This is a genomic window from Curvibacter lanceolatus ATCC 14669 (genome assembly GCF_000381265.1).
Taxonomy (GTDB): Bacteria; Pseudomonadota; Gammaproteobacteria; order Burkholderiales; family Burkholderiaceae_C; genus Curvibacter; species Curvibacter lanceolatus.
In genome coordinates, this window is the sequence record NZ_KB906284.1 from 31,605 (window position 1) to 58,078 (window position 26,474).

21 protein-coding genes, 2 tRNA genes and 1 pseudogene are annotated in these 26,474 nt (G+C 63.6%); 7 read left to right on the plus strand and 17 right to left on the minus strand.

What is annotated here, in order from left to right; translation table 11 throughout:
* The first annotated feature begins 9 nt into the window (after nt 1-9).
* The 7 genes and pseudogenes from F624_RS32965 (at nt 10) to F624_RS36325 (ending at nt 6,717) form a co-directional block, all read left to right on the plus strand.
* Nucleotides 10-501: a hypothetical protein gene (locus F624_RS32965; RefSeq protein WP_019577974.1), complete on the plus strand. Its 492-nt coding sequence runs from the start codon at nt 10-12 to the stop codon at nt 499-501.
* Nucleotides 498-1,751, plus strand: a complete 1,254-nt coding sequence (locus F624_RS0129445; protein ID WP_031256718.1) for a phospholipase A — start codon at nt 498-500, stop codon at nt 1,749-1,751. Before F624_RS32965 ends, F624_RS0129445 begins: the two co-directional genes overlap by 4 nt.
* Before the next feature lie 184 nt (nt 1,752-1,935).
* Nucleotides 1,936-2,376, plus strand: a complete 441-nt coding sequence (locus F624_RS0129450; protein ID WP_019577976.1) for a hypothetical protein — start codon at nt 1,936-1,938, stop codon at nt 2,374-2,376.
* Between the two features lie 249 nt (nt 2,377-2,625).
* Nucleotides 2,626-3,283 (plus strand): annotated as a pseudogene (locus F624_RS32970) (amino acid ABC transporter permease).
* 12 nt (nt 3,284-3,295) lie between these two features.
* Nucleotides 3,296-3,946, plus strand: coding sequence for an amino acid ABC transporter permease (locus F624_RS0129460; RefSeq protein WP_019577978.1), 651 nt, complete (start codon nt 3,296-3,298; stop codon nt 3,944-3,946).
* A 51-nt stretch (nt 3,947-3,997) separates the two neighbouring features.
* Nucleotides 3,998-4,762, plus strand: coding sequence for an amino acid ABC transporter ATP-binding protein (locus tag F624_RS0129465; RefSeq protein WP_019577979.1), 765 nt, complete (start codon nt 3,998-4,000; stop codon nt 4,760-4,762).
* 218 nt (nt 4,763-4,980) lie between these two features.
* Nucleotides 4,981-6,717 carry a methyl-accepting chemotaxis protein gene (locus F624_RS36325; RefSeq protein WP_019577980.1) on the plus strand — a complete coding sequence of 579 codons (1,737 nt, stop codon included), beginning with the start codon at nt 4,981-4,983 and terminating at the stop codon, nt 6,715-6,717.
* Nucleotides 6,718-6,733: 16 nt separating this feature from the next.
* Here F624_RS36325 and F624_RS0129475 read toward each other — a convergent pair whose 3' ends face one another.
* The 17 genes from F624_RS0129475 to tuf form a co-directional block, all read right to left on the minus strand.
* Complete coding sequence (locus F624_RS0129475; protein WP_019577981.1) at nt 6,734-7,108, minus strand: hypothetical protein; 375 nt, start codon at nt 7,106-7,108, stop codon at nt 6,734-6,736.
* A gap of 188 nt (nt 7,109-7,296) precedes the next feature.
* Nucleotides 7,297-7,372, minus strand: a tRNA-Phe gene (locus F624_RS0129480).
* A gap of 51 nt (nt 7,373-7,423) precedes the next feature.
* Complete coding sequence (locus F624_RS0129485) at nt 7,424-8,089, minus strand: response regulator (protein WP_019577982.1); 666 nt, start codon at nt 8,087-8,089, stop codon at nt 7,424-7,426.
* Nucleotides 8,090-8,124: 35 nt separating this feature from the next.
* Nucleotides 8,125-10,401 carry a sensor histidine kinase gene (locus tag F624_RS0129490; protein WP_019577983.1) on the minus strand — a complete coding sequence of 759 codons (2,277 nt, stop codon included), beginning with the start codon at nt 10,399-10,401 and terminating at the stop codon, nt 8,125-8,127.
* Nucleotides 10,398-10,970: a DUF4390 domain-containing protein gene (locus F624_RS0129495; protein ID WP_031256721.1), complete on the minus strand. Its 573-nt coding sequence runs from the start codon at nt 10,968-10,970 to the stop codon at nt 10,398-10,400. Before F624_RS0129495 ends, F624_RS0129490 begins: the two co-directional genes overlap by 4 nt.
* A gap of 25 nt (nt 10,971-10,995) precedes the next feature.
* Nucleotides 10,996-12,387 carry a 16S rRNA (cytosine(967)-C(5))-methyltransferase RsmB gene (rsmB, locus tag F624_RS0129500; RefSeq protein ID WP_019577985.1) on the minus strand — a complete coding sequence of 464 codons (1,392 nt, stop codon included), beginning with the start codon at nt 12,385-12,387 and terminating at the stop codon, nt 10,996-10,998.
* On the minus strand, nt 12,384-12,962 hold the full coding sequence (locus tag F624_RS0129505; RefSeq protein ID WP_051107588.1) for a LemA family protein: 579 nt from the start codon (nt 12,960-12,962) through the stop codon (nt 12,384-12,386). The genes rsmB and F624_RS0129505 overlap by 4 nt, the downstream gene beginning before the upstream one ends.
* A gap of 104 nt (nt 12,963-13,066) precedes the next feature.
* The gene (gene rpoC, locus F624_RS0129510) at nt 13,067-17,284 is read right to left on the minus strand and encodes a DNA-directed RNA polymerase subunit beta' (RefSeq protein ID WP_019577987.1); all 4,218 of its coding nucleotides are present in this window, start codon (nt 17,282-17,284) and stop codon (nt 13,067-13,069) included.
* A 20-nt stretch (nt 17,285-17,304) separates the two neighbouring features.
* Complete coding sequence (gene rpoB, locus F624_RS0129515) at nt 17,305-21,417, minus strand: DNA-directed RNA polymerase subunit beta (protein ID WP_019577988.1); 4,113 nt, start codon at nt 21,415-21,417, stop codon at nt 17,305-17,307.
* Nucleotides 21,418-21,705: 288 nt separating this feature from the next.
* Nucleotides 21,706-22,080, minus strand: a complete 375-nt coding sequence (gene rplL, locus F624_RS0129520; protein ID WP_019577989.1) for a 50S ribosomal protein L7/L12 — start codon at nt 22,078-22,080, stop codon at nt 21,706-21,708.
* Nucleotides 22,081-22,119: 39 nt separating this feature from the next.
* Nucleotides 22,120-22,638 (minus strand): 50S ribosomal protein L10, encoded by a 519-nt coding sequence (rplJ, locus tag F624_RS0129525; protein WP_019577990.1) that lies wholly within the window; start codon nt 22,636-22,638, stop codon nt 22,120-22,122.
* A 243-nt stretch (nt 22,639-22,881) separates the two neighbouring features.
* The gene (gene rplA / locus F624_RS0129535; RefSeq protein ID WP_019577991.1) at nt 22,882-23,577 is read right to left on the minus strand and encodes a 50S ribosomal protein L1; all 696 of its coding nucleotides are present in this window, start codon (nt 23,575-23,577) and stop codon (nt 22,882-22,884) included.
* The gene (gene rplK, locus F624_RS0129540) at nt 23,577-24,008 is read right to left on the minus strand and encodes a 50S ribosomal protein L11 (RefSeq protein WP_019577992.1); all 432 of its coding nucleotides are present in this window, start codon (nt 24,006-24,008) and stop codon (nt 23,577-23,579) included. Before rplK ends, rplA begins: the two co-directional genes overlap by 1 nt.
* A gap of 127 nt (nt 24,009-24,135) precedes the next feature.
* Nucleotides 24,136-24,723, minus strand: coding sequence for a transcription termination/antitermination protein NusG (gene nusG, locus F624_RS0129545; protein WP_031256727.1), 588 nt, complete (start codon nt 24,721-24,723; stop codon nt 24,136-24,138).
* Nucleotides 24,723-25,106, minus strand: a complete 384-nt coding sequence (secE, locus tag F624_RS0129550; RefSeq protein WP_019577994.1) for a preprotein translocase subunit SecE — start codon at nt 25,104-25,106, stop codon at nt 24,723-24,725. Before secE ends, nusG begins: the two co-directional genes overlap by 1 nt.
* Nucleotides 25,107-25,195: 89 nt before the next feature.
* Nucleotides 25,196-25,271, minus strand: a tRNA-Trp gene (locus tag F624_RS0129555).
* A gap of 9 nt (nt 25,272-25,280) precedes the next feature.
* Nucleotides 25,281-26,471, minus strand: coding sequence for an elongation factor Tu (gene tuf / locus F624_RS0129560; RefSeq protein WP_019577995.1), 1,191 nt, complete (start codon nt 26,469-26,471; stop codon nt 25,281-25,283).
* Nucleotides 26,472-26,474 lie beyond the last annotated feature (3 nt).

A 26,474-nucleotide genomic window follows, 5' to 3' on the forward strand; every position in this document is an offset into this window, starting at 1 on the left:
GACACTGCCATGCTCCGACCCTCCAGCCCCCTGAAGAATGCCCTCCTGCTGGCCGCCCTGAGCGGGGGCCTGCAGGCCCTGGCCGCCGATGCCCCGGCGCCTGCCCAGGCCACCGCGGCCACACCCCAGGTTTCCACGGCGCCCCAGGCCGCGCCCTGCCCCCAGCCCGATGAGCTGCAGGCGGCGGATCTGTACGGCCTGTGGCGGGCCGAGTTCGAACCCCAGGCCACCCCGGCCACCGTGCTGCTGGAGCGCCACCCCGATCTGGCCGGCAGCGTGCGGGGCGTGCTGCAGCGCGAGGGCGTGCGGGCCTGGGTCAGCGGCGACGTGGACAATGGCGACTTCACGCTCGAAGAGTCTGCCAACGGGCGCAACATCTCGGCCACCTGGCTGGGCGAGGTCAGCCCCGAGAGCTGCGGACGCGAAATCAAGGGCACATGGACCTCCGAAACACAGCCTCAGAAACCACTGCGCTTTGTGCTGCGCAAGGTGGCCCAATGAAACGACCGACCCGCCCCCTCCGCCGAGCCGCAGCCCGCTGGTCTGCGCTGCTCCTGATGGCCCTGGCTGGCCCGCTGCAGGCCCAGGTCGAGCCGGCCACCCCGGCGCCCGGCACAGCCACCGGCTGGCAAGCCTGCAAGGCCCTGGCCCACGACCCGGCAGCGCGACTGGCCTGCTTTGATGACTGGGCCGAGCAACGCACGGCCCCCACCCCCACCGTGGCGGCCAAGCCGACCCAGGCGACCGATGGGGGCAGCAGCCCGGCCGCGCCGGTGCGCGAGCTCACGGTGTCGCCTGGGGCCCTGGCCAGCCAGCAGCCGAGCACCCGCCCCGTGGACACCACCCTGCCGGCCACGCGCATCATCACCGTGGGCAGCGAGGCCGGCTGCCACGACCCGCAATACTCGGAGCTGTCGCGCTTCTGGGAGCTGGAGGCGGGCAGCGACTGCGGCACCTTCGGCATCCGGGGCTACCGCCCGATCAGCCTGTCGGTGATTGCCTCGGACAGCGTGAACACCCAGCCCAGTTCGCCCAGCGAAGGCCACACCCAGACCACGGCCACAGACTACCGCCGCACCGAGACCCGGCTGCAGCTGTCGGTGCGCACCAAGATCGCCCAGGGCCTGCTGACCCAGGGCCACCCCACGCTGAAAGACTCGCTGTGGTTTGGCTACACCCAGCAGTCGTACTGGCAGCTGTTCAGCCCCGAGATCTCGCGCCCGTTCCGCACCACCGACCACGAGCCCGAGCTGGTGTACGTGTACCCGACCACCCTGGCCCTGCCCGGCGGCTGGCGCCTGCGCTACAACGGGCTGGGCCTGGTGCACCAGTCCAACGGCCAGAGCCTGCCGCTGTCGCGCAGCTGGAACCGCTATTACTGGATGGCGGGCGCCGAGCTGGACTCGCGCTGGCGCCTGCAGGGTCGGCTGTGGCGGCGCATCTCGGAGAGCGCGGCCAATGACGACAACCCCGGCATCAGCAACTACATCGGGCGCGGTGAGTTGTCGCTGGCCTGGAACAAGGACCTGGACAACACCCTGATCGCCACGGCACGGCACTCGCTGGGCTCGCAGGCCCGGGGCTCGGTGCGGCTGGAATGGCTCAAGGCCCTGGGCAACGGCCCGGCCACCGGCGGGCACAGCGGGCTGCGCCTGCACACCCAGCTGTTCAGTGGTTACGGCGACAGCCTGGTCGACTACAACCGGCGCCGCGTGGTGTTCAGCGTGGGCCTGAGCCTGGTGGACTTCTGAGCCAGATCAAGCCGCAATGACCGTCAGCCCCGCGCAGGGCTGACTGGTGTACGCTTGCGCGCCAGCCGGCCCAGCCCGGGCCACCCGATGTTTTCACGGGGTGCTTTTACGGGGTGTTTTACCGGCCTTTTCCAACCATCAAACCGAAGCGCACACACCACAATCAGATCAAGAGGACACACCGATGGATCTGCAATACCAACTCAAAGCCGGCAGCTACTATCTGTACGACATGAAGGAGCCGCCCAGCCCGTACACGGGTGAACGGCGCTTCCGCCTGAAGACGGACACCGTGGCCATCGCCTTTGACCGCAGCACCGGCGAGCTGCACCAGCACGGCAACCCGACGCGCATCCAGTCGTGGGCCACCGGTGCCCGGCGACGCCTGCGGGCGGCGGGGGCGATCGACATCGCCAACGACATCGTGGTGGTGTCGGGCCCGCTGCCGGTGGAAGAGATCAACAAGTGCCTGGGCATCAGCGGCTATTGCCGTCGGCTGTTTCACCGCCTGCACGCCCTGCCCCACGGCAAGTTCCCCAAGGCCACGCCGCCCCGGCAAGGCCCCTTCAGCCAGCAACAGTCTGCCTACGGTGCCTCCTCGGCGGGCCGGCGCCCCACGCATTGAGTTGACGCCACGGCGTTGACACCCTTGGGCGGACGAACCCGAGGGCGGCCGTCCGGGGCCTGCGCAATGCCCCCGCCCCCCCCGGCACCAGGCCTAGCATGCATCTTGCTACGGCTGTGGCATGCCCAACACCCCCCTCTCGCTCAAGGCACGGCCTGGCCTACAGGCCGGCTGCACTGAAGCCCCCGTGGGCCGTCTGACGGCCTGCCTCAAAGGCCGGTTCACGGCCCAGTTCACGGGGTCGCCATCATGACCCTGGACTTCTCCATCGTCCTGGCGCAATGGCCCCTGTTGCTCAAGGGCCTGGCGCTGACCTGCCTGTTGACCCTGCTCACCGCCCCCCCTGGGCGTGACCCTGGGCGTGCTGTGCGCCTGGTTGCGCGTGCATGGCCCGGCCTGGCTGCGTGCTGTGGTGGCCGCCTATGTGGAGCTGGTGCGCAACACGCCCTTCATCATCCAGCTGTTCTTTGTCTTTTTCGGGCTGCCTTCGCTGGGCCTGCGCCTGTCGCCCGAAGTGGCCAGCGCGCTGGCCATGGTGCTGAACCTGGGCGCCTATGCCAGCGAGATCGCGCGCGCCGGCATCGAGGCCACGCCCCAGGGGCAGATCGAGGCCGCACTGAGCCTGGCCATGAGCCGCTGGCAGATCTTCACCCGGGTGGTGCTGCCGCCGGCACTGGCCCGCGTCTGGCCGGCGCTGGTGAGCCAGATGATCATCGTGATGCTGGGCTCCTCGGTGTGCGGACAGATCTCGACCGAGGAGTTCTCGTTTGCCGCCAACCTGATCGCCAGCCGCACCTTCCGCAACTTCGAGGCCTACATCCTGGTCACCGGGGCCTACCTGGCCCTGGCGGTGGCCCTGCGCCGCCTGCTGAACTGGTTCGGGCCGCGTTTCATCTTTGGCCGCTGAGGAGTCATTGCGATGGTTGAATTTTCTCTGTGGGACATCGCCCGGCACCTGCTGCTGGCCCTGCGCTGGACGGCCGGCCTGTCATTGATCGCCTTCGTCGGCGGCGGTGCGGTCGGGCTGGCCCTGCTGGTGGCACGCACCGCGCGCTGGCCTGGGGCGCAGCGCGGTGTGGCCCTGTATGTGCAGCTGTTTCAGGGCACCCCGCTGCTGATGCAGCTGTTTCTGACCTACTTCGGCCTGGCCATGCTGGGCGTGGAGACCACGCCACTGACCGCCGCCTCGCTGTGCCTGACGCTGTACGCCAGTGCCTACCTGACCGAGATCTGGCGCGGCTGCGTGGAGTCGATCCCGCGCGGGCAGTGGGAGGCCTCGGCCAGCCTGGCCATGAACTTTGGCGAGCAGTTGCGCCATGTGATCCTGCCGCAGGCCGCGCGCCTGGCGATTGCCCCCACCGTGGGCTTTCTGGTGCAGGTGATCAAGGGCACGGCCCTGGCCTCGGTGATCGGCTTTGTGGAAGTGACCAAGGCCGGCCAGATGATCGCCAATGCCACCTACCAACCGTTTCTGGTCTACAGCTGCGTGGGCCTGATGTACTTCGTGCTGTGCTTTCCGCTGTCGTGGTGGAGCCGACGCATCGAGCGCTCCCTGCGCCCCCAACGCTGACCCCTGCCACCCCCACCACCGCACCCAGCCGCCCCCGACCGGAACCCCGCCATGACCCAGCCTGAGCCCGCCACCCCCAGCACCCTGCCCCTGATCGACATCCGCGGCCTGCGCAAACGCTACGGCGACAACGAGGTGCTCAAAGGCATCGACCTGCAAATCCACCGCCGCGAGGTGGTGTGCATCATCGGCAAAAGCGGCTCGGGCAAAAGCACGCTGCTGCGCTGCATCAATGGCCTGGAGGTGTTCCAGGAAGGCGCGCTGACCGTGCACGGCCAGCCGCTGCAGCCCGACAACGCCCAGGCCATGCGCGAGCTGCGCCAGAACGTGGGCATGATCTTCCAGAGTTTCAACCTGTTCCCGCACCTGAGCGCCGGGCGCAACGTGATGCTGGCCCCCACCCTGGTCAAGAGCCTGCCGCAGGCCGAGGCCCGGCGCCGGGCCGAGCAGTTGCTGGAGCGCGTGGGCCTGGGCAGCAAGTTCGACAGCCTGCCCGAGCAACTGTCCGGCGGTCAGCAGCAGCGCGTGGCCATTGCGCGCGCGCTGGCCATGGACCCCGAGGTGCTGCTGTGCGACGAGGTGACCTCGGCCCTGGACCCCGAGCTGGTGGGTGAGGTGCTGCAGGTGGTGGAGAGCCTGGCCGAACAAGGCATGACCCTGGTGATGGTCACGCACGAGATGAACTTTGCCCGCAAGGTGAGCGACCGCATCATCTTCATGCACCAGGGCAAGGTGCATGAGGAGGGCCCGCCAGAGGCCTTGTTCAGCCAGCCGGCCACACCCGAGCTGCGCCAGTTCCTGTCGGCCATGGCTTGATCGGCGCCCTGCAAGCTTTGTCCTGCGGCCTCGGTCGTAACCGATTGGCAACTGGCGCTTGCCAACTGTCGGGAACCATGTCACAAACACGGCAAGCATTGAAACTTTTTGATACGAAAGCGCGGCATTCGCCTCGCTTTCCGTGACGGGTGCTTCGGCCCTGAATGAGCACCCGGATTCTGTCCGTGTCCGTGTTCATTTCGCGATCGGAGTTGTCAATGAAGTTGTCCGACCTGAGGATTGGCGCCAAGCTGGGCGCCGCATTCGCCGCCATCGTCGTGATGACGATGGCCCTGGGCATTTTTGCCTGGAGCCAGTTGGGCGCCATCAACAACAACGTGGTCGATCTGGCCAGCAACTGGCTGCCCTCGATCCGGGTGCTGGGCGAGATCCAGGACACGCTGGGCCAGATCCGCCGAGCCGAAGGCCAGCACGTGATCGCCACCGCGGCCGAAGACAAGAAGGCCCAGGAAGAACGAACGCGCAAACTGGTGCAGTTGCTGGGCGAGCAGGAAAAGCGTTACGAGGCGATGCTGACGCCCCCTGAGAAACCGATCTACGCCGATTACCAGCAGCACCGGCAGGCCTATCTGGCCAGCTCGGAAAAACTGGCTGCCCTGTCCGCCCAGGGCGAGGAGAAATTGCCCGATACCCGGGCTTATTTCAATGGCGAGGCCCGCAGCACCATGCAGGCCACATTTGCCGACGTTCAGAAGCTGACCGACCTCAACCTGAAAGGCGCCGATGATTCGTTCCGCCGCTCGCAGGAGCGCTATGCGCAGACCCTGGTCTGGGTGGCGGTGGCGGTGGCCTTGTCACTGGTGCTGGCGGTGGTGCTGGGGCTGCTGCTGACCCGGGCCATCGTGCGCCCCCTGGCCCAGGCGGTGAGCGTGGCCGAGCACCTGGCCGCCGGCGACCTGACGGTGGCGGTCGATGTGTCAGGCAAGGACGAAACCGGCCTGCTGCTCAAAGCCATGGCGCACATGCGGGACCAGTTCAGCCTGATCGTGCAACGGGTGCGCAGCAATGCCGAAGGGGTGTCCAGCGCCAGCGCCGAAATCGCCATGGGCAACCAGGACCTGTCCAACCGCACCGAGCAGCAGGCCAGCGCTTTGGAACAGACGGCGGCCTCGATGGAAGAACTGAACGCCACCGTGAAGCACAACGCCGACAACGCGCGCGGTGCCAACCAACTGGCCCAGAGCGCCTCCCACGTGGCCACCCAGGGCGGGCAGGTGGTGTCTGAGGTGGTCGACACCATGCGCGGCATCAACGACAGCTCGCGCCGCATCTCCGACATCATCAGCGTGATCGACGGCATCGCCTTCCAGACCAACATCCTGGCCCTGAATGCCGCGGTGGAGGCCGCCCGGGCCGGTGAGCAAGGGCGTGGCTTTGCCGTGGTGGCCAGCGAGGTGCGCAGCCTGGCCGGCCGCTCGGCCGAAGCCGCCAAGGAGATCAAGGCCTTGATCTCAGACAGCGTGGAGCGCGTGGGGCATGGCAGCACCCTGGTCGACAAGGCCGGCGCCACCATGGCCGACGTGGTGAGCTCGATCCGCCGGGTGACCGACATCGTGGGTGAGATCAGCGCCGCCAGCACCGAACAGAGCTCGGGCGTGGCGCAGGTGGGCGAGGCCATCACCCACATGGACCAGGCCACCCAGCAGAACGCCGCCATGGTGGAAGAGATGTCGGCCGCCGCCAATGCCTTGCGCACCCAGGCCGCCGAGCTGGTGGAGGCGGTGGCCCAGTTCAAGATCACCAGCGACCAGACACGCGCCAAGACGGCCCCCCAGCCCCAGGCAGCCCCCAGCAGCCCGCGACCGGTCAGCCGGGGCCCGGCCGTGGCCAAGCTGGTTCAAACCAAGGCCCCGGCCTCTTCTGCCGCGCCCGCATCGGCACCATCGCCCGCGCTCAGCCACAGCAAAGGCAACGATGACTGGGAGAGCTTCTGAACCCAGGCTGCGGGGTTCAGGCGCTGTGCGCCGGCTCTGCGGCAGGCCACAGCAGGCCGGTCAATTGCTGAGGCACATCATTGTCAAAGCTCATCAGCGCCTCGGGCGGCTGCGCCGCCGCGGCAGCCTGCAACACCGCGGCCACGCGGGCGCTCTGCGGCGCACTGGGGGCCGCCTTCAACTGCAGCGCCAGCGCGGCCAAGGTTGCGTCCAACAGACGCTCGGAACCCAGCACGCTCCAGGCATAGTCAATTTCATAGCGCTCCACCGCCTGGCTCAGGCTCTCGCCATCCAGCCGGGCTTCCGCAGCGAAATCATTCAGCGTGCGGGTGCTGAGCAGCCCTTGCAGCGCCTGGGCGTGGTCTTGGATGGAGAGGGTATCGACGACCATGGGGTGTCCTTTGAGAACGGTGCGACTTGCAGGCCCTCGGGCCTGGCCCGCGCAGGCCACCAGCCAACAAGGCTGAAACCGGCTGAGCCGACGCAAAAACAGAAAGCCATCCAACAAGATGGCTGCATGGAGAGGCCCGAAACGAAAAAAGCCCTAAGCGGTTGATTGCTTAGGGCTTTTTGATGTTTTGGTGGCCTGGGACGGAATCGAACCATCGACACGCGGATTTTCAATCCGCTGCTCTACCAACTGAGCTACCGGGCCTGCTGAGAAATAAATTATAGCAAGCTTTTTTAGGCCAAAAAGGAAAAACCCTTAAATTGCATTTTTTTTGCTGCGCGACAGGTCGACGCCGAGCTGACGCAGCTTGCGATACAGGTGGGTGCGCTCCAGCCCGGTCTTTTCAGCCACGCGGGTCATGGAGCCGTTTTCCTGCAGCAAGTGGAATTCGAAATAGGCTTTCTCGAAGCCGTCGCGCGCTTCGCGCAGGGGCTTGTCCAGGTCGAACAGTTGCTGGGCCTGGGTCTGCACTTCGGCCAGCAGGGTGACGGGCGTGGCCTGGGCTTCGATCCGGGGTTCGGGCACGTTGACCACGGGGGCCGCGGTCTTGCGCAGCTGGTTGCGGGCCAGGCCCTGCTCCACGGCCTTCAGCAGCTTTTGCAGGGTGATGGGCTTTTCGAGGAAGGAGAAGGCCCCGATGCGGGTGGCTTCGACGGCGGTATCGATGGTGGCGTGGCCGCTCATCATGATCACGGGCATGGACAGCAGGCCGCCGGCCGCCCACTCCTTGAGGAGGCTGACGCCATCGGTGTCGGGCATCCAGATGTCGAGCAGGACCAGGTCGAACTCGTCGCGTTGCCGGGCGTTGCGCGCTTGCGAAGCGTTTTCGGCAAGTTCGACGTTGTGGCCCTCATCGTTGAGGATTTCGGACAGCAGATCCCGGATGCCCAGTTCGTCGTCGACCACCAGTATGTTTGCCATGATTGAAAGAAAGCGGTTCCAGGGAAGATGTTGTGTCAGGCAGGGGATGCCGGCGCAGTGGCGAATGATAGCGACACTTGAGCCCCGGCGATGTTGTCGCCGCTCATGTGATTGGACAGATCGATCCGTGCGCCATGCTCGTCGGCGATTTTCTTGACCACTGCAAGACCCAGGCCAGTGCCTTTGGATTTGGTGGTGACATAGGGCTCGAAGGCCCTTTTGAGGATGTAGTCGGGAAAGCCAGTGCCGTGATCGCGCACCACCAGGCGCACGCGACGCGAACTTTCGCTCCAGCGGGTGCGGATTTCGACCGGCTGGCGGTCGGCTGCGGCCACCCCCTCGGTGGCGTCCTGCGCGTTCTGCAGCAGGTTGTGGATGACCTGGCGCAACTGCTGGGCGTCGCCCAGCACCGGCAGGCAGCGCGGATCGAGCTCGACGCGCACCGGCACGGTGGCGTTCTCGGGGCCATACAGATGCAGGATGTCGTGCACCAGGGCGTTGAGGTCCAGGGGTTTGAGTTCGGCCGCAGGCAAGCGGGCGTAGTCCCGGAACTCGTTGACCAGGCGCTTCATGCCGTCCACCTGATCCACGATGGTCTTGACCGACTTGGTGAGCACGGCCTGCTCAGGGGCGGCCAGCTTGCCGCTCAGCTTCATCTCGAGGCGTTCGGCCGAGAGCTGGATGGGCGTGAGCGGGTTCTTGATTTCATGGGCCAGGCGGCGCGCCACCTCGCCCCAGGCCTGGGCGCGCTGGGCCGAGACGATTTCGGAGATGTCGTCAAACACCAGCAAGCGGGCGGAGCCGGGCATTTCGGCCCCCCGGGCGACCAGGGTGATCATGCTGGCGGCGGCCCCGTTTTGCCCGTCGGGCAGTTCGAAGGATTGCTGCCAGTGGTCCAGTCCGTGCTGCTGGGCGTTCTCGCCCAGGAAGGCATCGAACTGGCTTTGCACGCGCTGCGCAAAGTCTTCCAGGCTGGGCACCGCCGCCAGCGGGCGGCCCTCGTAGGCGGCCAGCGGCACCTTGAGGATGCGGGTGGCCCCGGGGTTGGACGACTGGATCTGCCCTTGAGCGTCCAGCACGATCACCCCGGCGGTGAGGTTGTCCAGAATGGTTTGCAGATTGGCCCGGGCGGTGCTGACCTGGCGCATGCTTTTTTCGACCGTGGCGCGGGCGTCGGCCAATTGCTGGGTCATGTCGGCAAACGAGCGGGTCAGCCCGCCCAGCTCGTCGCGGCCTTGCAGCACGGCCTTGGGGCTGAGGTTGCCGGCGGCCACTTCGCGCACGCCCTCGGCCAGCACCAGCAGGGGCCGGGCCAGCTGATTGCCCAGCAGCACGGCGAGCAGCACGGCGCCAAACACCGCCAGGAACAGGCTCAGCGTGAGGGTGCCGATGTACATGCGGCGCAGGCCGGATCGGGCCAGGGCTCGCTCCTGGTATTCACGGTAGGCCTCTTGCACGGCCAGGGCATTGGCCACCAGGGTGGGCGGCAAGGGCACGGAGACCTGCAAAAAGCGCGACTCGGACAACAGGCCCAGGCTGGACGAGTTGACCAGGGCCATGGCGCGGATGCGGGCGTTGTTGATGGCGGCCGCGTTGGCGGGGTCGTCCAGGCCTTCGATCTGGGCCACGGCGCGCTGCTTGCGCACATTGCGGATGTTCTGCACCGAGGGGCGCTCGGGATTGAGCTGGAAGCGCGACTGGCCCACGCTGGCCACCAGTTGGCCCGAGGCGCTCCAGAGCACGACGTCGCTGGCCCCGAGCTGGTCGCGGATCTTTTCCAGCACCAGGCCGGCAGTGGCGTCGGGCACATCGGTGAGCTGCGAGCCCGCGGCCCGGGTCTTGTTGGCCAGGTCGTTGGACAAGGTGTCGAGGGTGGCCCGGCCCAGGCTCACACCGGCATCCAGCGCGCCCTCGACCTTGACGTCAAACCAGCTCTCGATCGAGCGTGACACGAACTGGTAGGACACCACATAGATCAGCACGCCGGGCACAAAGCCCACCAGGGCAAAGATGGCCGCCAGCTTGACCAGCAAGCGGCTGCCGAAGCGCCCGCGCCTCAGCCGCTGGTACAGGCGCAGGGCGATCCACAGGATGGCCGACAGCAAGGCGCCCGCCACGATGAGGTTGATGACGAACAAGCGCAGGTAGTTGCGCTCGTACAAGGCCCGGTTGTTGGTGGCCTGGGTGAGCAAGAACAGCAGCAAGATGCCGATGATGACCATCATGGCAATGCCGATGCCGACGGTCCAACGGGCGGTGCGGGTGCTGAACAGGGAGTGTCGATCGATGCCCGGTCTGGGCGCAGTGCTCATTTGGCAGGCTCCGGCTGCAGGCGCTGGTTGCGGCTGGCGGCCAGGTTCCAGTCGGTCCGGCCGGTCACGCCCAGTTGGAAGGGGCGGGGCAGTTGCGAGACATCCAGGCGGAAGCGGAAATCGACGCTGTGTCGGGCCTCGTTGTCGATGGCCGCCGCATCGGCAATGCGCCAACGCGATATGCGCTGGATGGCGCCAAGCGCCTCATCCAGGTCTTCGAAGCTCTGCCCCAGGCTCACGCCCAGGCCGGAGTTGGCAATCGGGGTCGGCGCCACCTGCAGGCGCCAGCGGCGGGTCAGGGGCTGGTAGGCCAGGCGCATGTAGCGGGCCACACTGACAACACGCTGGTCATACCAGTACCAGCGGTCGCGCAGCACCTCGGCCTCGGCCACAAAGTACAAGGGGATGCCTTTGGCCGCAGCATCGGCCACCAGCTGGGGCAGGTCAAAACGCACGGAGGCCGACAGGAAAAGCCCCTCTTCGGTGCGCTCCAGCCGCATTTGGGCTACCTCGATCTCGGGCGTGTCGGCCCACGCAGGCCGAATGCACCAGAAAAGGGCAGCCAGCAGCCATCCCGCGAGAAAGACGATCCGGTCAATCTGCGCGTTTTTCGAGCAAGGCGTAGAAAAATCCGTCGTGGTCACGGAGCCCATTGTCCCGGACGGGATCCCCCTTGCGCGCCGTGCGGGGAATTAAATGCCCAGGCGATGGGCTTAAAGCCGCGTCGGTGTTGTGCGCAAGAAACGTTTGAATCTGCAATTCACCTTCGGCGCGGAAGACGGAGCAGGTGCAATAAAGCAGGCGGCCCCCGGGGCGCACCAGGGGCCACAGCAAGGACAGCAAGGCCGCCTGGATGATGGCCAACTGGCCGATGTCGCTTTCGCGGCGCAGCCAACGCACATCAGGATGGCGCCGCACGATGCCCGAAGCGGTGCAAGGCGCATCGAGCAAGATGCCGTCGTAGGGCACTTTCCGGCCGTTTTCGGGCCACCAGAGTTCAGGGTCACGCGCGTCGGCGGCGACCACGCGGGCTTGCAGGCCCAGGCGCGACAGGTTCTGGTGGATGCGCTCGCAGCGGCGGGCGTCGATGTCCAGGGCCGTGACGTCGCAGTCGGCAAGCTCCAAGAGGTGGGCCGTTTTGCCGCCCGGGGCGGCGCAGGCGTCCAGCAGGCGCAGGCGCTGGCCGGGGTGGGCCGGGGCCAGGCCCTCCAGCAGCAAGGGGGCGGCCAGCTGGGCCCCAGCGTCCTGCACCGACACGTCGCCCGCGTCGAAGCCGGGCACCTCGAACACGGGGCGGGCCTGCTCCAGCATGATGGCCGGGCCGCCAAGGGCCTCGGCCGCGATGCCGGCCGCGGCCAGGCGCTGCAGGTAAGCAGGCACCGTGGTGTGGCGCTGGTTGACACGCAGGGTCATGGGCGCCTGGGTGGCGTTGGTGCGCAGAATCTCCTGCCAGTGGCGCGGGTGGTCCTGGCGCAGGCGGTCGATCCACCAGCGGGGATGGTTCCACTGCGCCATGGGTTCGCGGGCCGTCGCCTCCACCAAGGCATCGCGCTCACGCAGAAAGCGGCGCAGGCAGGCGTTGATGAAGGACGACTGGGGCCGGATGGCCGGCAGGCGCTTGGCCGCCTCGACCGTCTGGTCGACCAGGGTGAACATTTCGTAAGGAGCGTCCTGTTCGCGCCAGCCCAGGGCCAGCGCCGTGCACAACAGGGCATCGGCCAGCACCGGCGGGTTGCGGGGGGCCAGCTTGCGGCGCAAGGCTTCGGCCTGGCCCAGCCAGCGCAGCACATGGAACAGCAGGGATTGCACGCCGGGGCGCAGCTCGGCGGGCACCGCCTCGATGGCGGTGGTGGCCGAGGCGCCCGAACGGACTTCGGCCAGGGCCACGGCCACGGCTTGCAGCTGTTGCCAAAGGGGGATGGAGCCGCTGTAATCGCCCGACTTCAGGCCGGCATTCAAATCGATTTTTTTGTAGTTGCTTGTCATAAAGACCGTGCCGTCCTGTAGGCAAAAACCCAGGCCAGCAATATCGCCGGAAACTGGCGGATGGCTTGGTTGTACCGTTGCGCCGCCTCATTGAAAACGTCCACCGCGGCCTGATCCTGAAGCAGTATCTGTTCCCAGTGGGTACTCAGCACCTGGGGCAGACGCGGCACGCCGGCGTCCTCATCGGCCAGCACCTGGCGGATCGCCATGCGAAAGACCGTCCAGGCTGACGACAGCGACCCCAGCAACTCGGGGTTCAAGGGGCTGAGCTTGGCGGCCTGCAGGCAGGCGCGAAACTGGGCCACGGCGGGCTGAAGAATGTGCAAATCGGGTCGCCCATGTTCCGCGGTGTCGGTGTCTCCAGCGGGGGCCGTCACCTCTTGTGAACTGTGCAGCCATTGCACTTCGATCCATGCCAGGTGTTTGAGCCACTGGGACTCAAGCAAGCTGAATGCCTGAACGGCGGCCACACGCAGGCGCACCAGGCGGTTGTAGGCCCCGACGGCCCAGAACAGGAGCACGGCCACCGTGATCCAGACCCCGATCGGCAGGTCAAGCAAACCTTCCAAGGACATGGCAGGCTCCACGCATTCCAAAGGCTAGTGTCAGATGAAAAACGCCCCAGTCCCATCGTTGAATGGGGCTGGGGCGCTGATCGCTCACGCGTCAAAGGGCGTGATTACTCCGAGGCAGCACCCTCGGCTTCGGCGCTGGCGTCCTGGCTGGCAGCCAGGTCGGCGGCTTCGGCTTCGGCGATGGCTCGGCGCTCGGCTTCGTCCATGGCGTCCTTGGCCTTGCGGGCCTGGTGGTAGGCCAGACCGGTACCGGCCGGGATCAGGCGACCCACGATGACGTTTTCCTTCAGGCCACGCAGCTCGTCGCGCTTGCCCATGATGGCAGCCTCGGTGAGCACGCGGGTCGTTTCCTGGAACGACGCGGCCGAGATGAAGGAGTCGGTCGACAGCGAGGCCTTGGTGATGCCCAGCAACAGGTTGCTGTAGGTGGCAGGCACCTTGTTGTCGCGCTGCAGGGCCTCATTGGTGTTGAGGATCTCCGAGCGCTCGACTTGCTCGCCAGCGATGTAGTTCGACTCGCCGGTGTTCTCGACCACCACACGACGCAGCATCTGGCGAACGATCACTTCAATGTGCTTGTCGTTGATCTTCACGCCTTGCAAGCGGTACACGTCCTGCACTTCGTCGACGATGTAGCGGGCCAGCTCTTCCATGCCCAGCAGGCGCAGGATGTCTTGCGGGTCGGCCGGGCCGTCCACAATCGATTCGCCCTTGTTGACCACCTGGCCTTCGTGCACCAGGATGTTCTTTTCCTTGGGCACGAGTTCTTCGAACACACGGCCTTCCGGATCGGTGATCTGCAGGCGGACCTTGCCCTTGGTTTCCTTGCCGAACGACACGGTACCGGTCATTTCGGCCAGGGTGCCCTTGTCCTTCGGCGTACGGGCTTCGAAGAGCTCGGCCACACGCGGCAGACCGCCGGTAATGTCGCGGGTCTTCTGACCTTCGATTGGGATACGGGCCAGCACTTCGCCAGGGCCCACGTCCTGGCCGTCGCGCACCTGGATCAGAGCGCCGACCTGGAAGCCGATGGTCACCGAGTGATCGGTACCCGGGATCTTGACTTCCTGGCCTTGGGCGTCGATCAGCTTGACCTGCGGACGCACCACCTTGGCCGAGCCACGACGCTTGGGATCGATCACCACCAAGGTGGACAGACCGGTCACTTCGTCGACCTGCTTGGCAACGGTCAGACCTTCTTCGACGTTCTCGAACTTCACCTGGCCGGCGAACTCGGTGATGATCGGGCGAGTCAGCGGATCCCAGTTGGCGAGGATGGTGCCAGCCTTGATGGTCTGGTCGGCCTTCACCGTCAGGGTCGCACCGTAAGGCACCTTGTGGCGTTCGCGTTCGCGGCCATGCTCGTCCTGGATGATGATTTCACCCGAACGTGCAATCACCACCAGTTCGCCCTTGGTGTTGCTCACGTAGCGCATCGTGGCATTGAAGCCGATGATGCCGTTGGACTTGGCTTCCACGCTGGAGGCGATGGCAGCACGCGAAGCGGCACCACCGATGTGGAAGGTACGCATGGTCAGCTGGGTACCCGGCTCACCGATGGACTGGGCAGCGATCACACCCACGGCTTCGCCGAGGTTGATCAGACCGCCGCGACCCAAGTCGCGACCGTAGCAACGGGCGCACAGACCATAGCGGGTTTCGCAGATCAGTGCGGTGCGGACCTTCACTTCGTCGACGCCAGCGGCTTCGAGGTCTTCGATCAGGTCTTCGTCCAGCATGCTGCCGGCCACGGCCAGCACAGCGCGGGTTTCCGGGTGCAGCACGTCTTCGGCAGCGGTGCGGCCCAGGATACGGTCGCGCAGCGATTCGATCACTTCACCGCCTTCGACGATGGCGCGCATCAGCGAGCCATTGGTGGTGCCGCAATCGTCTTCGGTGACCACCAGATCCTGCGTCACGTCGACCAGACGACGGGTCAGGTAACCCGAGTTGGCCGTCTTCAGCGCCGTATCCGCCAGACCCTTACGGGCACCGTGGGTGGAGATGAAGTACTGCAACACGTTCAGACCTTCACGGAAGTTCGCCGTGATGGGGGTCTCGATGATGGAGCCGTCAGGCTTGGCCATCAGGCCCCGCATCCCTGCGAGCTGACGGATCTGGGCGGCAGAACCGCGGGCGCCGGAGTCGGCCATCATGTAAATCGAGTTGAACGATTCCTGATCGACTTCATTGCCGTGGCGGTCGATGGTCTTTTGCTTGGCCAACTGGGCCATCATGACCTTGGAGACTTCGTCACCCGACTTGCCCCAGATGTCCACCACCTTGTTGTAGCGTTCGCCAGCGGTCACGAGACCGGAGACGTACTGCTGTTCGATTTCCTTCACCTCGCGCTCGGAGCGCTCGATGATGCCTTGCTTCTCCGGCGGCACCAGCATGTCGTCGATGCAGATCGAGATGCCGGCACGGGTGGCCAGACGGAAACCGTTTTGCAGCAGCTTGTCGGCGAAGACCACCGTTTCCTTGAGACCGCACTTGCGGAAGGAGACGTTGATCAGCTTCGAGATTTCCTTCTTCTTGAGCGCCTTGTTGATGTTGGCAAAAGGCAGGCCCTTGGGCAGGATCTCGGACAGCAGAGCGCGGCCGGCGGTGGTTTCCACCAGCTTGGTGTCAGGCACGAATTCGCCGGTGGCCTTGTCCTTGTTCCACTCGGTGATACGCACGGTGACGCGGGCGGTCAGCTCGACCTGGCCGGCATCGAAAGCGCGTTGCACTTCGGGCACATCGGAGAACACCAGACCTTCGCCCTTGGCGTTGATGCGGTCACGGGTCGTGTAGTACAGACCCAGCACCACGTCTTGCGAGGGCACGATCGAGGGTTCGCCAGAGGCCGGGAACAGCACGTTGTTGGAGGCCAGCATCAGCGTGCGGGCTTCCATCTGGGCTTCCACCGACAGCGGCACGTGAACAGCCATCTGGTCACCGTCGAAGTCGGCGTTGAAGGCCGCGCAAACCAGCGGGTGCAGTTGGATGGCCTTGCCTTCGATCAGGATGGGTTCGAAGGCCTGGATGCCCAGACGGTGCAGCGTAGGCGCACGGTTGAGCATGATCGGGTGTTCCTTGATGACTTCTTCAAGGATGTCCCACACCACCGGGGTGCCGGATTCAACTTCCTTCTTGGCTGCCTTGATGGTGGTGGCAATGCCCATCGCCTCGAGGCGCGAGAAGATGAAGGGCTTGAACAGTTCCAGCGCCATCAGCTTGGGCAGACCGCACTGGTGCAGCTTCAGGGTCGGGCCCACGGTAATCACCGAACGACCCGAGTAGTCGACGCGCTTGCCCAGCAAGTTCTGACGGAAACGACCGCTCTTGCCCTTGATCATGTCGGCCAGCGACTTGAGAGCACGCTTGTTGGCACCGGTCATGGCCTTGCCGCGGCGGCCGTTGTCGAGCAGCGAGTCGACGGCTTCCTGCAGCATCCGCTTTTCGTTGCGGGCGATGATTTCAGGGGCCTTCAACTCCAGCAGGCGACGCAGACGGCTGTTGCGGTTGATGACGCGGCGGTACAGGTCGTTCAGGTCGGAGGTGGCGAAGCGGCCGCCATCCAGCGGCACCAGCGGACGCAGGTCCGGCGGCAGCACGGGCAGCACTTCGAGCACCATCCACTCGGGCTTGATGCCCGACTTCTTGAAGGCTTCGAGCACCTTGAGGCGCTTGGCGTTCTTCTTGACCTTGACTTCAGAGCCGGTCAGGTCGCCGCGCAGACGTTCGATCTCGGTGTCGATGTCGATCGCCTCCAGCAGATCCTTGATGCCTTCAGCGCCCATCTTGGCGATGAATTCATCGCCGTATTCCTTGCGCTTGGCGTCGTAGTCGTCCTCGGACATGATGCTGAACTTCTTCAGCGGGGTCATGCCGGGGTCGGTCACCACGTAGGCTTCGAAGTACAGCACGCGTTCGATGTCGCGCAGCGTCATGTCGAGCACCAGGCCCAGACGCGAAGGCAGCGACTTCAGGAACCAGATGTGGGCGCAAGGAGCGGCCAGGTCGATGTGACCCATGCGTTCACGACGCACCTTGGTCTGGGTGACTTCAACGCCGCACTTCTCGCAGATCACACCGCGGTGCTTGAGGCGCTTGTACTTGCCGCACAGGCACTCGTAGTCCTTGATGGGGCCGAAGATCTTGGCGCAGAACAGGCCGTCACGCTCGGGCTTGAAGGTCCGGTAGTTGATGGTCTCGGGCTTCTTCACTTCACCGAAAGACCAGGAACGGATCTTCTCAGGCGAGGCCATGCCGATGCGGATGGCATCGAAATGCTCATCGGGCGTGAATTGCTTGAACAGGTCGAGTAGCGATTTCATGTGACTCTTTCCTTTTCAAATTAAGAACGTTCGAGTTCGATGTCCAGGCCCAGGGAACGGATTTCCTTGACCAGCACATTGAACGATTCCGGCATGCCGGCTTCGATGGCGTGTTCGCCCTTGACGATGCTTTCGTACACCTTGGTACGGCCTTGCACGTCGTCGGACTTGACGGTGAGCATTTCCTGCAGAACGTAGGCGGCGCCGTAAGCTTCCAGCGCCCACACTTCCATTTCCCCGAAACGCTGACCACCGAACTGGGCCTTGCCGCCCAGCGGTTGCTGCGTGACCAGGGAGTACGGGCCGGTGGAACGGGCGTGCATCTTGTCGTCGACCAAGTGGTGCAGCTTCAAGAAGTGCATGTAGCCGATGGTGGTCGGACGCTCGAACGGTTCACCCGTGCGGCCGTCGATCAGGTTGGCCTGGGTGCGGGCAGCGGTCAGACCCTTGGCGGCAGCGATGTCGTCCGGGTAGGCCAGCTTCAGCATGGCGCGGATGTCTTCTTCAGCGGCACCGTCGAACACCGGGCTGGCGAAAGGCACGCCCGTCTTGAGGTTCTCGGCCATCTCGATGACGTCTTCGTCGCTGAGTTGGGACAGGTCTTCCTTGCGGCCGTGTGCGTTGTACAGCTCTTCGAAGAACTTGCGCAGTTCAGCCAGACGGCTTTCAGCCTGCAGCATGTTGCCGATGCGCTGGCCAATGCCCTTGCCGGCCCAGCCCAGGTGGACTTCCAGCACCTGACCCACGTTCATCCGCGAAGGCACGCCCAGCGGGTTCAGAACGATGTCGGCAGGGGTGCCGTCGGCCATGTAGGGCATGTCTTCGACCGGAACGATCTTGGACACCACACCCTTGTTACCGTGACGGCCGGCCATCTTGTCACCAGGCTGCAGGCGACGCTTGACGGCCAGGTACACCTTGACCATCTTCAGCACGCCAGCGGGCAGCTCGTCGCCCTGGGTCAGCTTCTTGCGCTTTTCTTCAAAAGCCAGGTCGAAGCTGTGGCGGGTCTGTTCCAGCGAATTCTTGATGGACTCGAGCTGGGTGGCCACTTCGTCTTCAGCCGGACGGATGTCGAACCAGTGGAACTTCTCGACCGAGCTCAGGTAGGCCTTGTCGAGCTTGGTGCCCTTGGCCAGCTTCTGCGGGCCGCCGTTGGCGACGCGACCGGTGAGCAGCTTCTCGATACGGTCGAAGGCGTCGGCCTCGACGATGCGCAGCTGGTCGTTCAGGTCGAGGCGGAAGCGCTTGAGCTCATCGTCGATGATCTGTTGGGCGCGCTTGTCGCGGGTGATGCCTTCGCGGGTGAACACCTGCACGTCGATCACGGTGCCTTGCGAGCCCTGATCCACACGCAGCGAGGTGTCCTTCACGTCGGAAGCCTTCTCGCCGAAGATGGCGCGCAGCAGCTTCTCTTCAGGCGTGAGGGTGGTTTCACCCTTGGGGGTGACCTTGCCCACCAGCACATCGCCGGGTTGCACTTCAGCGCCCACATAGATGATGCCCGACTCGTCGAGGCGGTTCAGCTGCTGCTCGGACAGGTTGGGGATGTCGCGGGTGATTTCTTCCGCACCCAGCTTGGTGTCGCGGGCCATGACCACCAGTTCCTCGATGTGGATCGAGGTGTAGCGGTCGTCGGCCACCACGCGTTCGGAGATCAGGATCGAGTCTTCGAAGTTGTAGCCGTTCCAGGGCATGAAGGCGATCAGCATGTTCTGGCCGATGGCGATTTCACCCAGGTCGGTCGAGGCGCCGTCAGCAATCACGTCACCCTTGGCCAGCTTGTCACCACGCTTGACGATGGGACGCTGGTGGATGTTGGTGTTCTGGTTGGAACGCTGGTACTTGATGAGGTTGTAGATGTCCACGCCCACTTCACCGGCCACAGCTTCGGCGTCGTTCACACGCACCACGATGCGGGTGGCATCGACGTAGTCCACCACGCCGCCACGAGTGGCGGTGACCACGGTGCCGGAGTCGACAGCGGCCACGCGCTCGATCCCGGTGCCCACCATGGGCTTCTCGGGACGCAGCACCGGCACGGCCTGACGCGACATGTTGGCACCCATCAAGGCGCGGTTCGCATCGTCGTGCTCGAGGAACGGAACCAGCGAAGCAGCCACCGACACGATCTGGGCAGGCGACACGTCCATGTACTGCACGCGCTCTGCGCTCAGCAAGGTCGATTCACCCTTCTCACGGGCCGACACCAGGTCACCCGTCAGACGGCCTTCGGCGTCCAGCGTGGCGTTGGCCTGGGCGATCACGTACTTGCCTTCTTCGATGGCCGACAGGTAATCGATCTGGTCGGTCACCTTGGCGTCCACCACACGGCGGTACGGGGTTTCAATGAAGCCGTACTCGTTCAGGCGGGCGTACAAAGCCAGCGAGTTGATCAGACCGATGTTCGGGCCTTCAGGCGTTTCAATCGGGCAGACGCGGCCGTAGTGGGTCACGTGCACGTCACGCACTTCGAAGCCGGCACGTTCGCGGGTCAAACCGCCCGGGCCAAGGGCCGACACGCGGCGCTTGTGGGTGATTTCGGCCAGCGGGTTGGTCTGGTCCATGAACTGCGACAGCTGCGAGGCACCGAAGAACTCCTTGAGGGCCGCAGAAATCGGCTTGGAGTTGATCAGGTCGTGCGGCATCAGCGGCTCTTGCTCAGCCTGGCCCAGACGCTCCTTCACAGCCTTCTCGATACGAGCCAGACCGGTGCGGTACTGGTTTTCAGCCAGTTCGCCCACGCAACGCACACGGCGGTTGCCCAAGTGGTCGATGTCGTCGACTTCGCCGTTGCCGTTGCGCAGATCCACCAGGATCTTGACCACAGCCAGGATGTCTTCGTTGGTCAGCACCATCGGACCGGTCGACTCTTCGCGACCGATCTTGGCGTTGAACTTCATGCGGCCGACGCGCGACAGGTCGTAGGTGTCGGGGTTGTAGAACAGGCGCTGGAACAGGGCCTGCACAGCGTCTTCGGTCGGCGGCTCGCCGGGGCGCATCATGCGGTAGATGGCCACGCGGGCAGCGAACTCGTCATTGGTTTCGTCGGTGCGCAGGGTCTGCGAGATGTACGGACCTTGGTCCAGTTCATTCGTGTAGATGCACTGCAGATCGAGAATGCCGGCGCTGCGCAGCTTCTTGAGCAGCACTTCGGTCAGTTCGTCGTTGGCCTTGGCCAGGATTTCACCGGTGTCGCCGTCAACGATGTTGCGAGCCACAACGCGGCCGATCAGGAAGTCTTCGGGGACGCTGACGTGGGTGGTGCCCGATTGCTCGAGTTCGCGGGTGTGGCGCGCGGTGATGCGCTTGTCCTTGGCCACGACCACCTTGCCGGACTTGTCGGTGATGTCAAAACGAGCCACCTCACCACGCAGGCGTTCGGGCACGAATTCCATCTGTGCACCGCTGTCCATCAGGCGGAAGTTGTCGTTGACAAAGAAGTTAGCCAGGATCGACTCGGGGTTCAGGCCGATGGCCTTGAGCAGGGTCGTGACCGGCATCTTGCGGCGGCGGTCGACGCGGAAGTACAGCAGGTCCTTGGGGTCGAATTCGAAGTCGAGCCAGGAGCCACGGTAAGGAATCACGCGGGCCGAGAACAGCAACTTGCCCGAGCTGTGGGTCTTGCCCTTGTCGTGTTCGAAGAACACGCCAGGCGAACGGTGCAACTGGGACACGATCACGCGCTCAGTGCCGTTGATGATGAACGAGCCCTTGTCGGTCATCAGGGGCACTTCGCCCATGTAGACCTCTTGCTCCTTCACTTCCTTGACCACTTTGGACTGGGCGCTGGAGGATTCGCGGTCGTAAATGATCAGCTGAACTTTGGCGCGCACTGCCGAGGCGAAGGTCAAACCGCGGGTTTGGCATTCACGAACATCGAACGCGGGTTTGGCGAGGTTGTACTCGACAAACTTCATCTCCACGAAACCGTTGTGCGAGACGATGGGGAAGGCCGCCTGAAAAGCGGCCTGCAAACCTTCGTTGGTGCGTTTCTGGGGGGCAACATCTGCCTGCAGGAATGCGGTGTAAGCATCCTTCTGCATCTGCAGCAGGTAAGGCACTTCGAGCACGCTGTCGCGGCTGCCGAAACTTTTGCGGATTCGCTTGCGTTCGGTGTATGAATAGGCCATGAAATCTCCGGGCAAAGACATGAGTCCTGGGTCTTCGACGACTGGACCCGCGGGACGGTGGTGCACGCTGGGCACACACGTGCGGGCTTGGCGGTTGGCCACTACCAACCATGGCTGACGGCGATGCATTGCACATCGCCCGGACCAAGGCATCTTCTGCTGTCGGGGTCAGAAGACACTCAAAAGCTGCCAGTTTGCAGCTTTTGGGTGCGCTCTGTGAGACGCATCCTATAAGCACCAAAGGCTGGAGGCCCTTTGTGAGCACTCCAGCCTCTGAGCGAGACCCAATTACTTGAGTTCGACCTTGGCGCCAGCTTCTTCCAGCTTCTTCTTGGCAGCTTCGGCGTCAGCCTTGGCAATGCCTTCCTTGACGGCCTTGGGAGCGCCGTCGACCAGGTCCTTGGCTTCCTTCAGACCCAGGCCGGTGATTTCACGCACGGCCTTGATGACGGACACCTTGTTGGCGCCGGCTTCGAGCAGAACGACGTTGAATTCGGTCTTCTCTTCGGCAACAGCAGCAGCAGCACCGCCACCAGCAGCAGGAGCGGCCATAGCGGCAGCGCTCACGCCAAACTTCTCTTCGATGGCCTTCACCAGGTCGTTGAGTTCGAGGACCGTCATGCTGTCGAGAGCGGTCAGAAATGCGTCTTTATCGAATGCCATTTTTAAATTCCTAACAATTGGTTCAAGGTTGCTGTGGGCTTAGGCAGCCACAGCAGCTTCTTCGGTTGCGCCTTCGCCTTTTTTGGCCGCCAGAGCACCCAACACCACAGCGGTGCGAGAGATGGGGGACATCAGCAAGCCACACAACTGGGCCAGCAACACTTCCTTCGACGGAATGTTGGCCAGTTGCTTAACGCCGTTCACATCCAGGGCTTTACCTCCGAAAGCGCCGCCGCGAATCACCAACTTGTCGTTGGTCTTCGCGAAATCGGCCACCACCTTAGCGGCGGCCACAGCGTCTTCGGAGAAGCCATAGATCAGCGGACCGGTCATCTGGTCGGCGACAACATCAAACTGGCTGCCAGCCACAGCACGGCGGGCCAGGGTGTTCTTCAGAACACTCAGGCTCACACCCTTGCTGCGAGCGTCAACGCGCAGTTTGGTCATGTCAGCGACCGTGATGCCACGGTATTCCGCGATCACGAGCGTTTGAGCTTTAGCGGCGAGGCTGGTCACTTCGGAAATGACCGCTTCTTTCTCACTGCGATTCAGACTCAAGGTCTACTCCTTCAAAATGCGTCTCGGGATCACTCCTTCGACGCGCCTTAGTGCAGCGACCAACTGTTTTGGAAAATTTCCATCTGCAGCGGGATCGCCATCTGCGCTGGCCCCTCGGGTATTAAGTGATAGCCTTTCGGCTCCCACACCAGCGGTCTTGGATGGCCCTGCGGTCTCTTTCAAGACCCCAGGCCCACCACACCAGAGGACTTGCGCCCTCTGACGATTTCTTGCTCGAAGCGATTAAGCTGCGATGGTTTGGGTATCGACGCGAACGCCCACGCCCATGGTCGACGACACAGCCACCTTGCGCAGGTAAACACCCTTGCTGGTCGCCGGCTTGGCCTTGTTCAGGGCATCCACCAGAGCAGCCAGGTTGCCCTGGAGCTTGTCGGTGTCGAACGAACGACGGCCGATGGTGGAGTGAACGATACCGGCCTTGTCAACGCGGAATTGCACTTGACCAGCCTTGGCGTTGCGCACGGCGGTGGCGACGTCAGGGGTCACAGTACCCACCTTGGGGTTAGGCATCAAACCGCGCGGGCCCAGGATCTGACCCAGGGTACCCACGATGCGCATGGCATCGGGAGCAGCGATCACGATATCGAAAGGCATGTCACCAGCCTTCACCTGGGCGGCCAGATCGTCCATGCCGACCACGTCAGCGCCGGCAGCCTTGGCTTCTTCAGCCTTGGCACCTTGGGCGAACACAGCAACGCGCTTGGTCTTGCCGGTACCGTTGGGCAGCACCACGGCGCCACGAACGACTTGATCCGACTTCTTCGCGTCAATGCCGAGCTGCACAGCCACGTCGATGGACTCATCGAACTTGGCAGTCGCAAACTCTTTCACCAGGGTGATGGCATCGTTCAGGGCGTACAGCTTGTTGCTGTCGACCTTGCCTTGCAGGGCTTTTGCTTTTTTGGTGAGCTTAGTCATCACAGACCCTCCACCGTCACGCCCATGGAGCGTGCGGAACCAGCGATGGTACGAATTGCGGCATCAACGCTGGCAGCGTTCATGTCCTTCATCTTGGTCTTGGCGATTTCTTCGAGCTGAGCGCGAGTGATCTTGCCAACCTTGTCGCTGTGCGGACGAGCAGAGCCCTTGTCCAGCTTGATGGCCTTCTTGATCAGAGTCGTCGCGGGCGGCGTCTTGATGATGAAGGTGAAGCTCTTGTCAGCGAACGCGGTGATGACCACGGGCAGCGGCAGACCAGGTTCAACACCTTGGGTCTGGGCGTTGAACGCCTTGCAGAACTCCATGATGTTCAGGCCGCGCTGACCCAGTGCCGGGCCGATCGGGGGGGACGGGTTGGCCTTGCCAGCTGGCACTTGCAGCTTCACAAAACCGACGATTTTTTTCGCCATGCTTTACTCCTTGCGGGTCAAACGCCATGCAGGTCAAGCAACCAGCACATGGCTTCCCGGGGTTAACGACTCTGGATTTGACGCTGCGCCGAGTCGGGTGGCGCAACAACCGGCAAGCCGGAAAAACTCAGGTCTTTTCGACCTGGGTGAATTCGAGCTCGACGGGTGTGGCGCGACCGAAGATCGTCACAGACACGCGGACCTTGCTCTTTTCGTAGTTCACTTCTTCCACAGAACCATTGAAGTCTGTGAAAGGACCTTCCTTGACGCGAACCAACTCGCCGACCACAAACTCGACCTTGTGACGCGGCTTGTCGGTGCCTTCCTGCATCTGGCTGACGATCTTCTGGACTTCTTCTTCAGAGATCGGTGCAGGACGGTTCTTGGCGCCCCCCACAAAACCAGTGACCTTGTTGGTGTGCTTCACCAAGTGCCAGGATTCGTCATCCATCACCATCTCCACCAGCACGTAGCCAGGGAAAAAGCGACGCTCGGTGGTCTTGCGCTGGCCATTCTTCATTTCCACCACTTCTTCGGTGGGGACCAGAATGCGCCCGAACTTGTGCTGCATGCCAGCACGATTGATGCGTTCGGTGATGTTGCGCTCAACAGCCTTTTCCATACCCGAATAGGCATGGACAACATACCAACGCAGATCGGGATTTGTGGGGGTGGCAGCCGCTGGGGCCACCGAATTGTCAACAGCGTCAGTCATTATCGTTTCCACCCCAGAATCACGTCGTAAAACAACCACTCAAGGGTCTTGTCGGTGAACCACAGAAACAAAGCCATGATCACGACAAAGCCAAAAACATAGGCGGTGATCTGAATGGCTTCTTTGCGGGTAGGCCAGACAACCTTGCGCACTTCACGCACAGCCTCACGGCCAAATGCCACCAACTGCCGACCCGACTCCGAAGTCAGGAACACAGCACCCGCAGCAATCAGACCCACAATCAGCGCAGCCCATTGCGCCAAAGCGCCCTGTTGAGTCAGCAGATAGAACGCCACCAAGGCCGCAAGCACCAATGCGCCTGCAGCCACGAGTTTGGCCTTGTCGGCCCCTGTGTTGACAGTTTCAACCTGTGAAGTTGCCATGATGGGCTGGATTCCGCTTCAAATTTGTTGTGTGCCCTGAGACACAGAAGCCCGTCAGGGCTTGACGGGCTTTTGATGCCACCTTCAGGTGGCAGGGGCAGTAGGAATCGAACCTACAACCTTCGGTTTTGGAGACCGACGCTCTGCCAATTGAGCTATACCCCTCCGAGACAATTACTCGATGATGGTGGCGACCACACCGGCGCCCACAGTCTTGCCACCTTCACGGATGGCGAAACGCAGACCTTCTTCCATGGCGATGGGGTTGATCAGCTTCACAGTGATCGACACGTTGTCGCCAGGCATGACCATTTCCTTGTCCTTCGGCAGCTCGATGGCGCCGGTCACGTCGGTCGTGCGGAAGTAGAACTGAGGACGGTAGTTGTTGAAGAACGGGGTGTGACGGCCGCCTTCATCCTTCGACAGAACGTAGATTTCTGCGGTGAAGTGGGTGTGCGGCTTGACGCTGCCCGGCTTGCACAGCACTTGGCCGCGCTCGACGTCTTCACGCTTGGTACCGCGCAGCAAGATGCCGACGTTGTCGCCAGCCTGACCTTGGTCCAGCAGCTTGCGGAACATTTCCACGCCAGTGCAGGTGGTCTTGACGGTGGGCTTGATACCCACGATTTCGATTTCTTCGCCGACCTTGATGATGCCGCGCTCAACACGACCGGTCACCACAGTGCCACGACCCGAGATCGAGAACACGTCTTCCACAGGCATCAGGAAAGCACCGTCCACAGCGCGCTCAGGCGTGGGGATGTAGGTGTCCAGAGCTTCGGCCAGCTTCATGATGGCTTGCTCGCCCAGTTCGCCCTTGTCGCCGTCCAGCGCCAGACGTGCCGAACCCTTGATGATCGGGGTGTCGTCGCCAGGGAATTCGTACTTGGACAGCAGCTCGCGCACTTCCATTTCGACCAGTTCCAGCAGTTCAGCGTCGTCCACCAGGTCAGCCTTGTTCAGGAAGACGATGATGTAAGGCACGCCCACTTGGCGGGACAGCAGGATGTGTTCACGGGTTTGGGGCATCGGGCCGTCAGCAGCCGAGCACACCAAGATAGCGCCGTCCATCTGGGCAGCGCCGGTGATCATGTTCTTCACATAGTCAGCGTGGCCGGGGCAGTCCACGTGAGCGTAGTGGCGGTTGGCGGTTTCGTATTCAACGTGGGCGGTGTTGATCGTGATGCCGCGGGCCTTTTCTTCGGGCGCTGCGTCGATCTGGTCGTAAGCCTTGGCTTCGCCGCCGAACTTGGCTGCCAGAACGGTAGCGATCGCAGCCGTCAGGGTGGTCTTGCCGTGGTCAACGTGACCGATGGTGCCGACGTTCACGTGCGGCTTGGTACGTTCAAACTTGCCTTTTGCCATTTT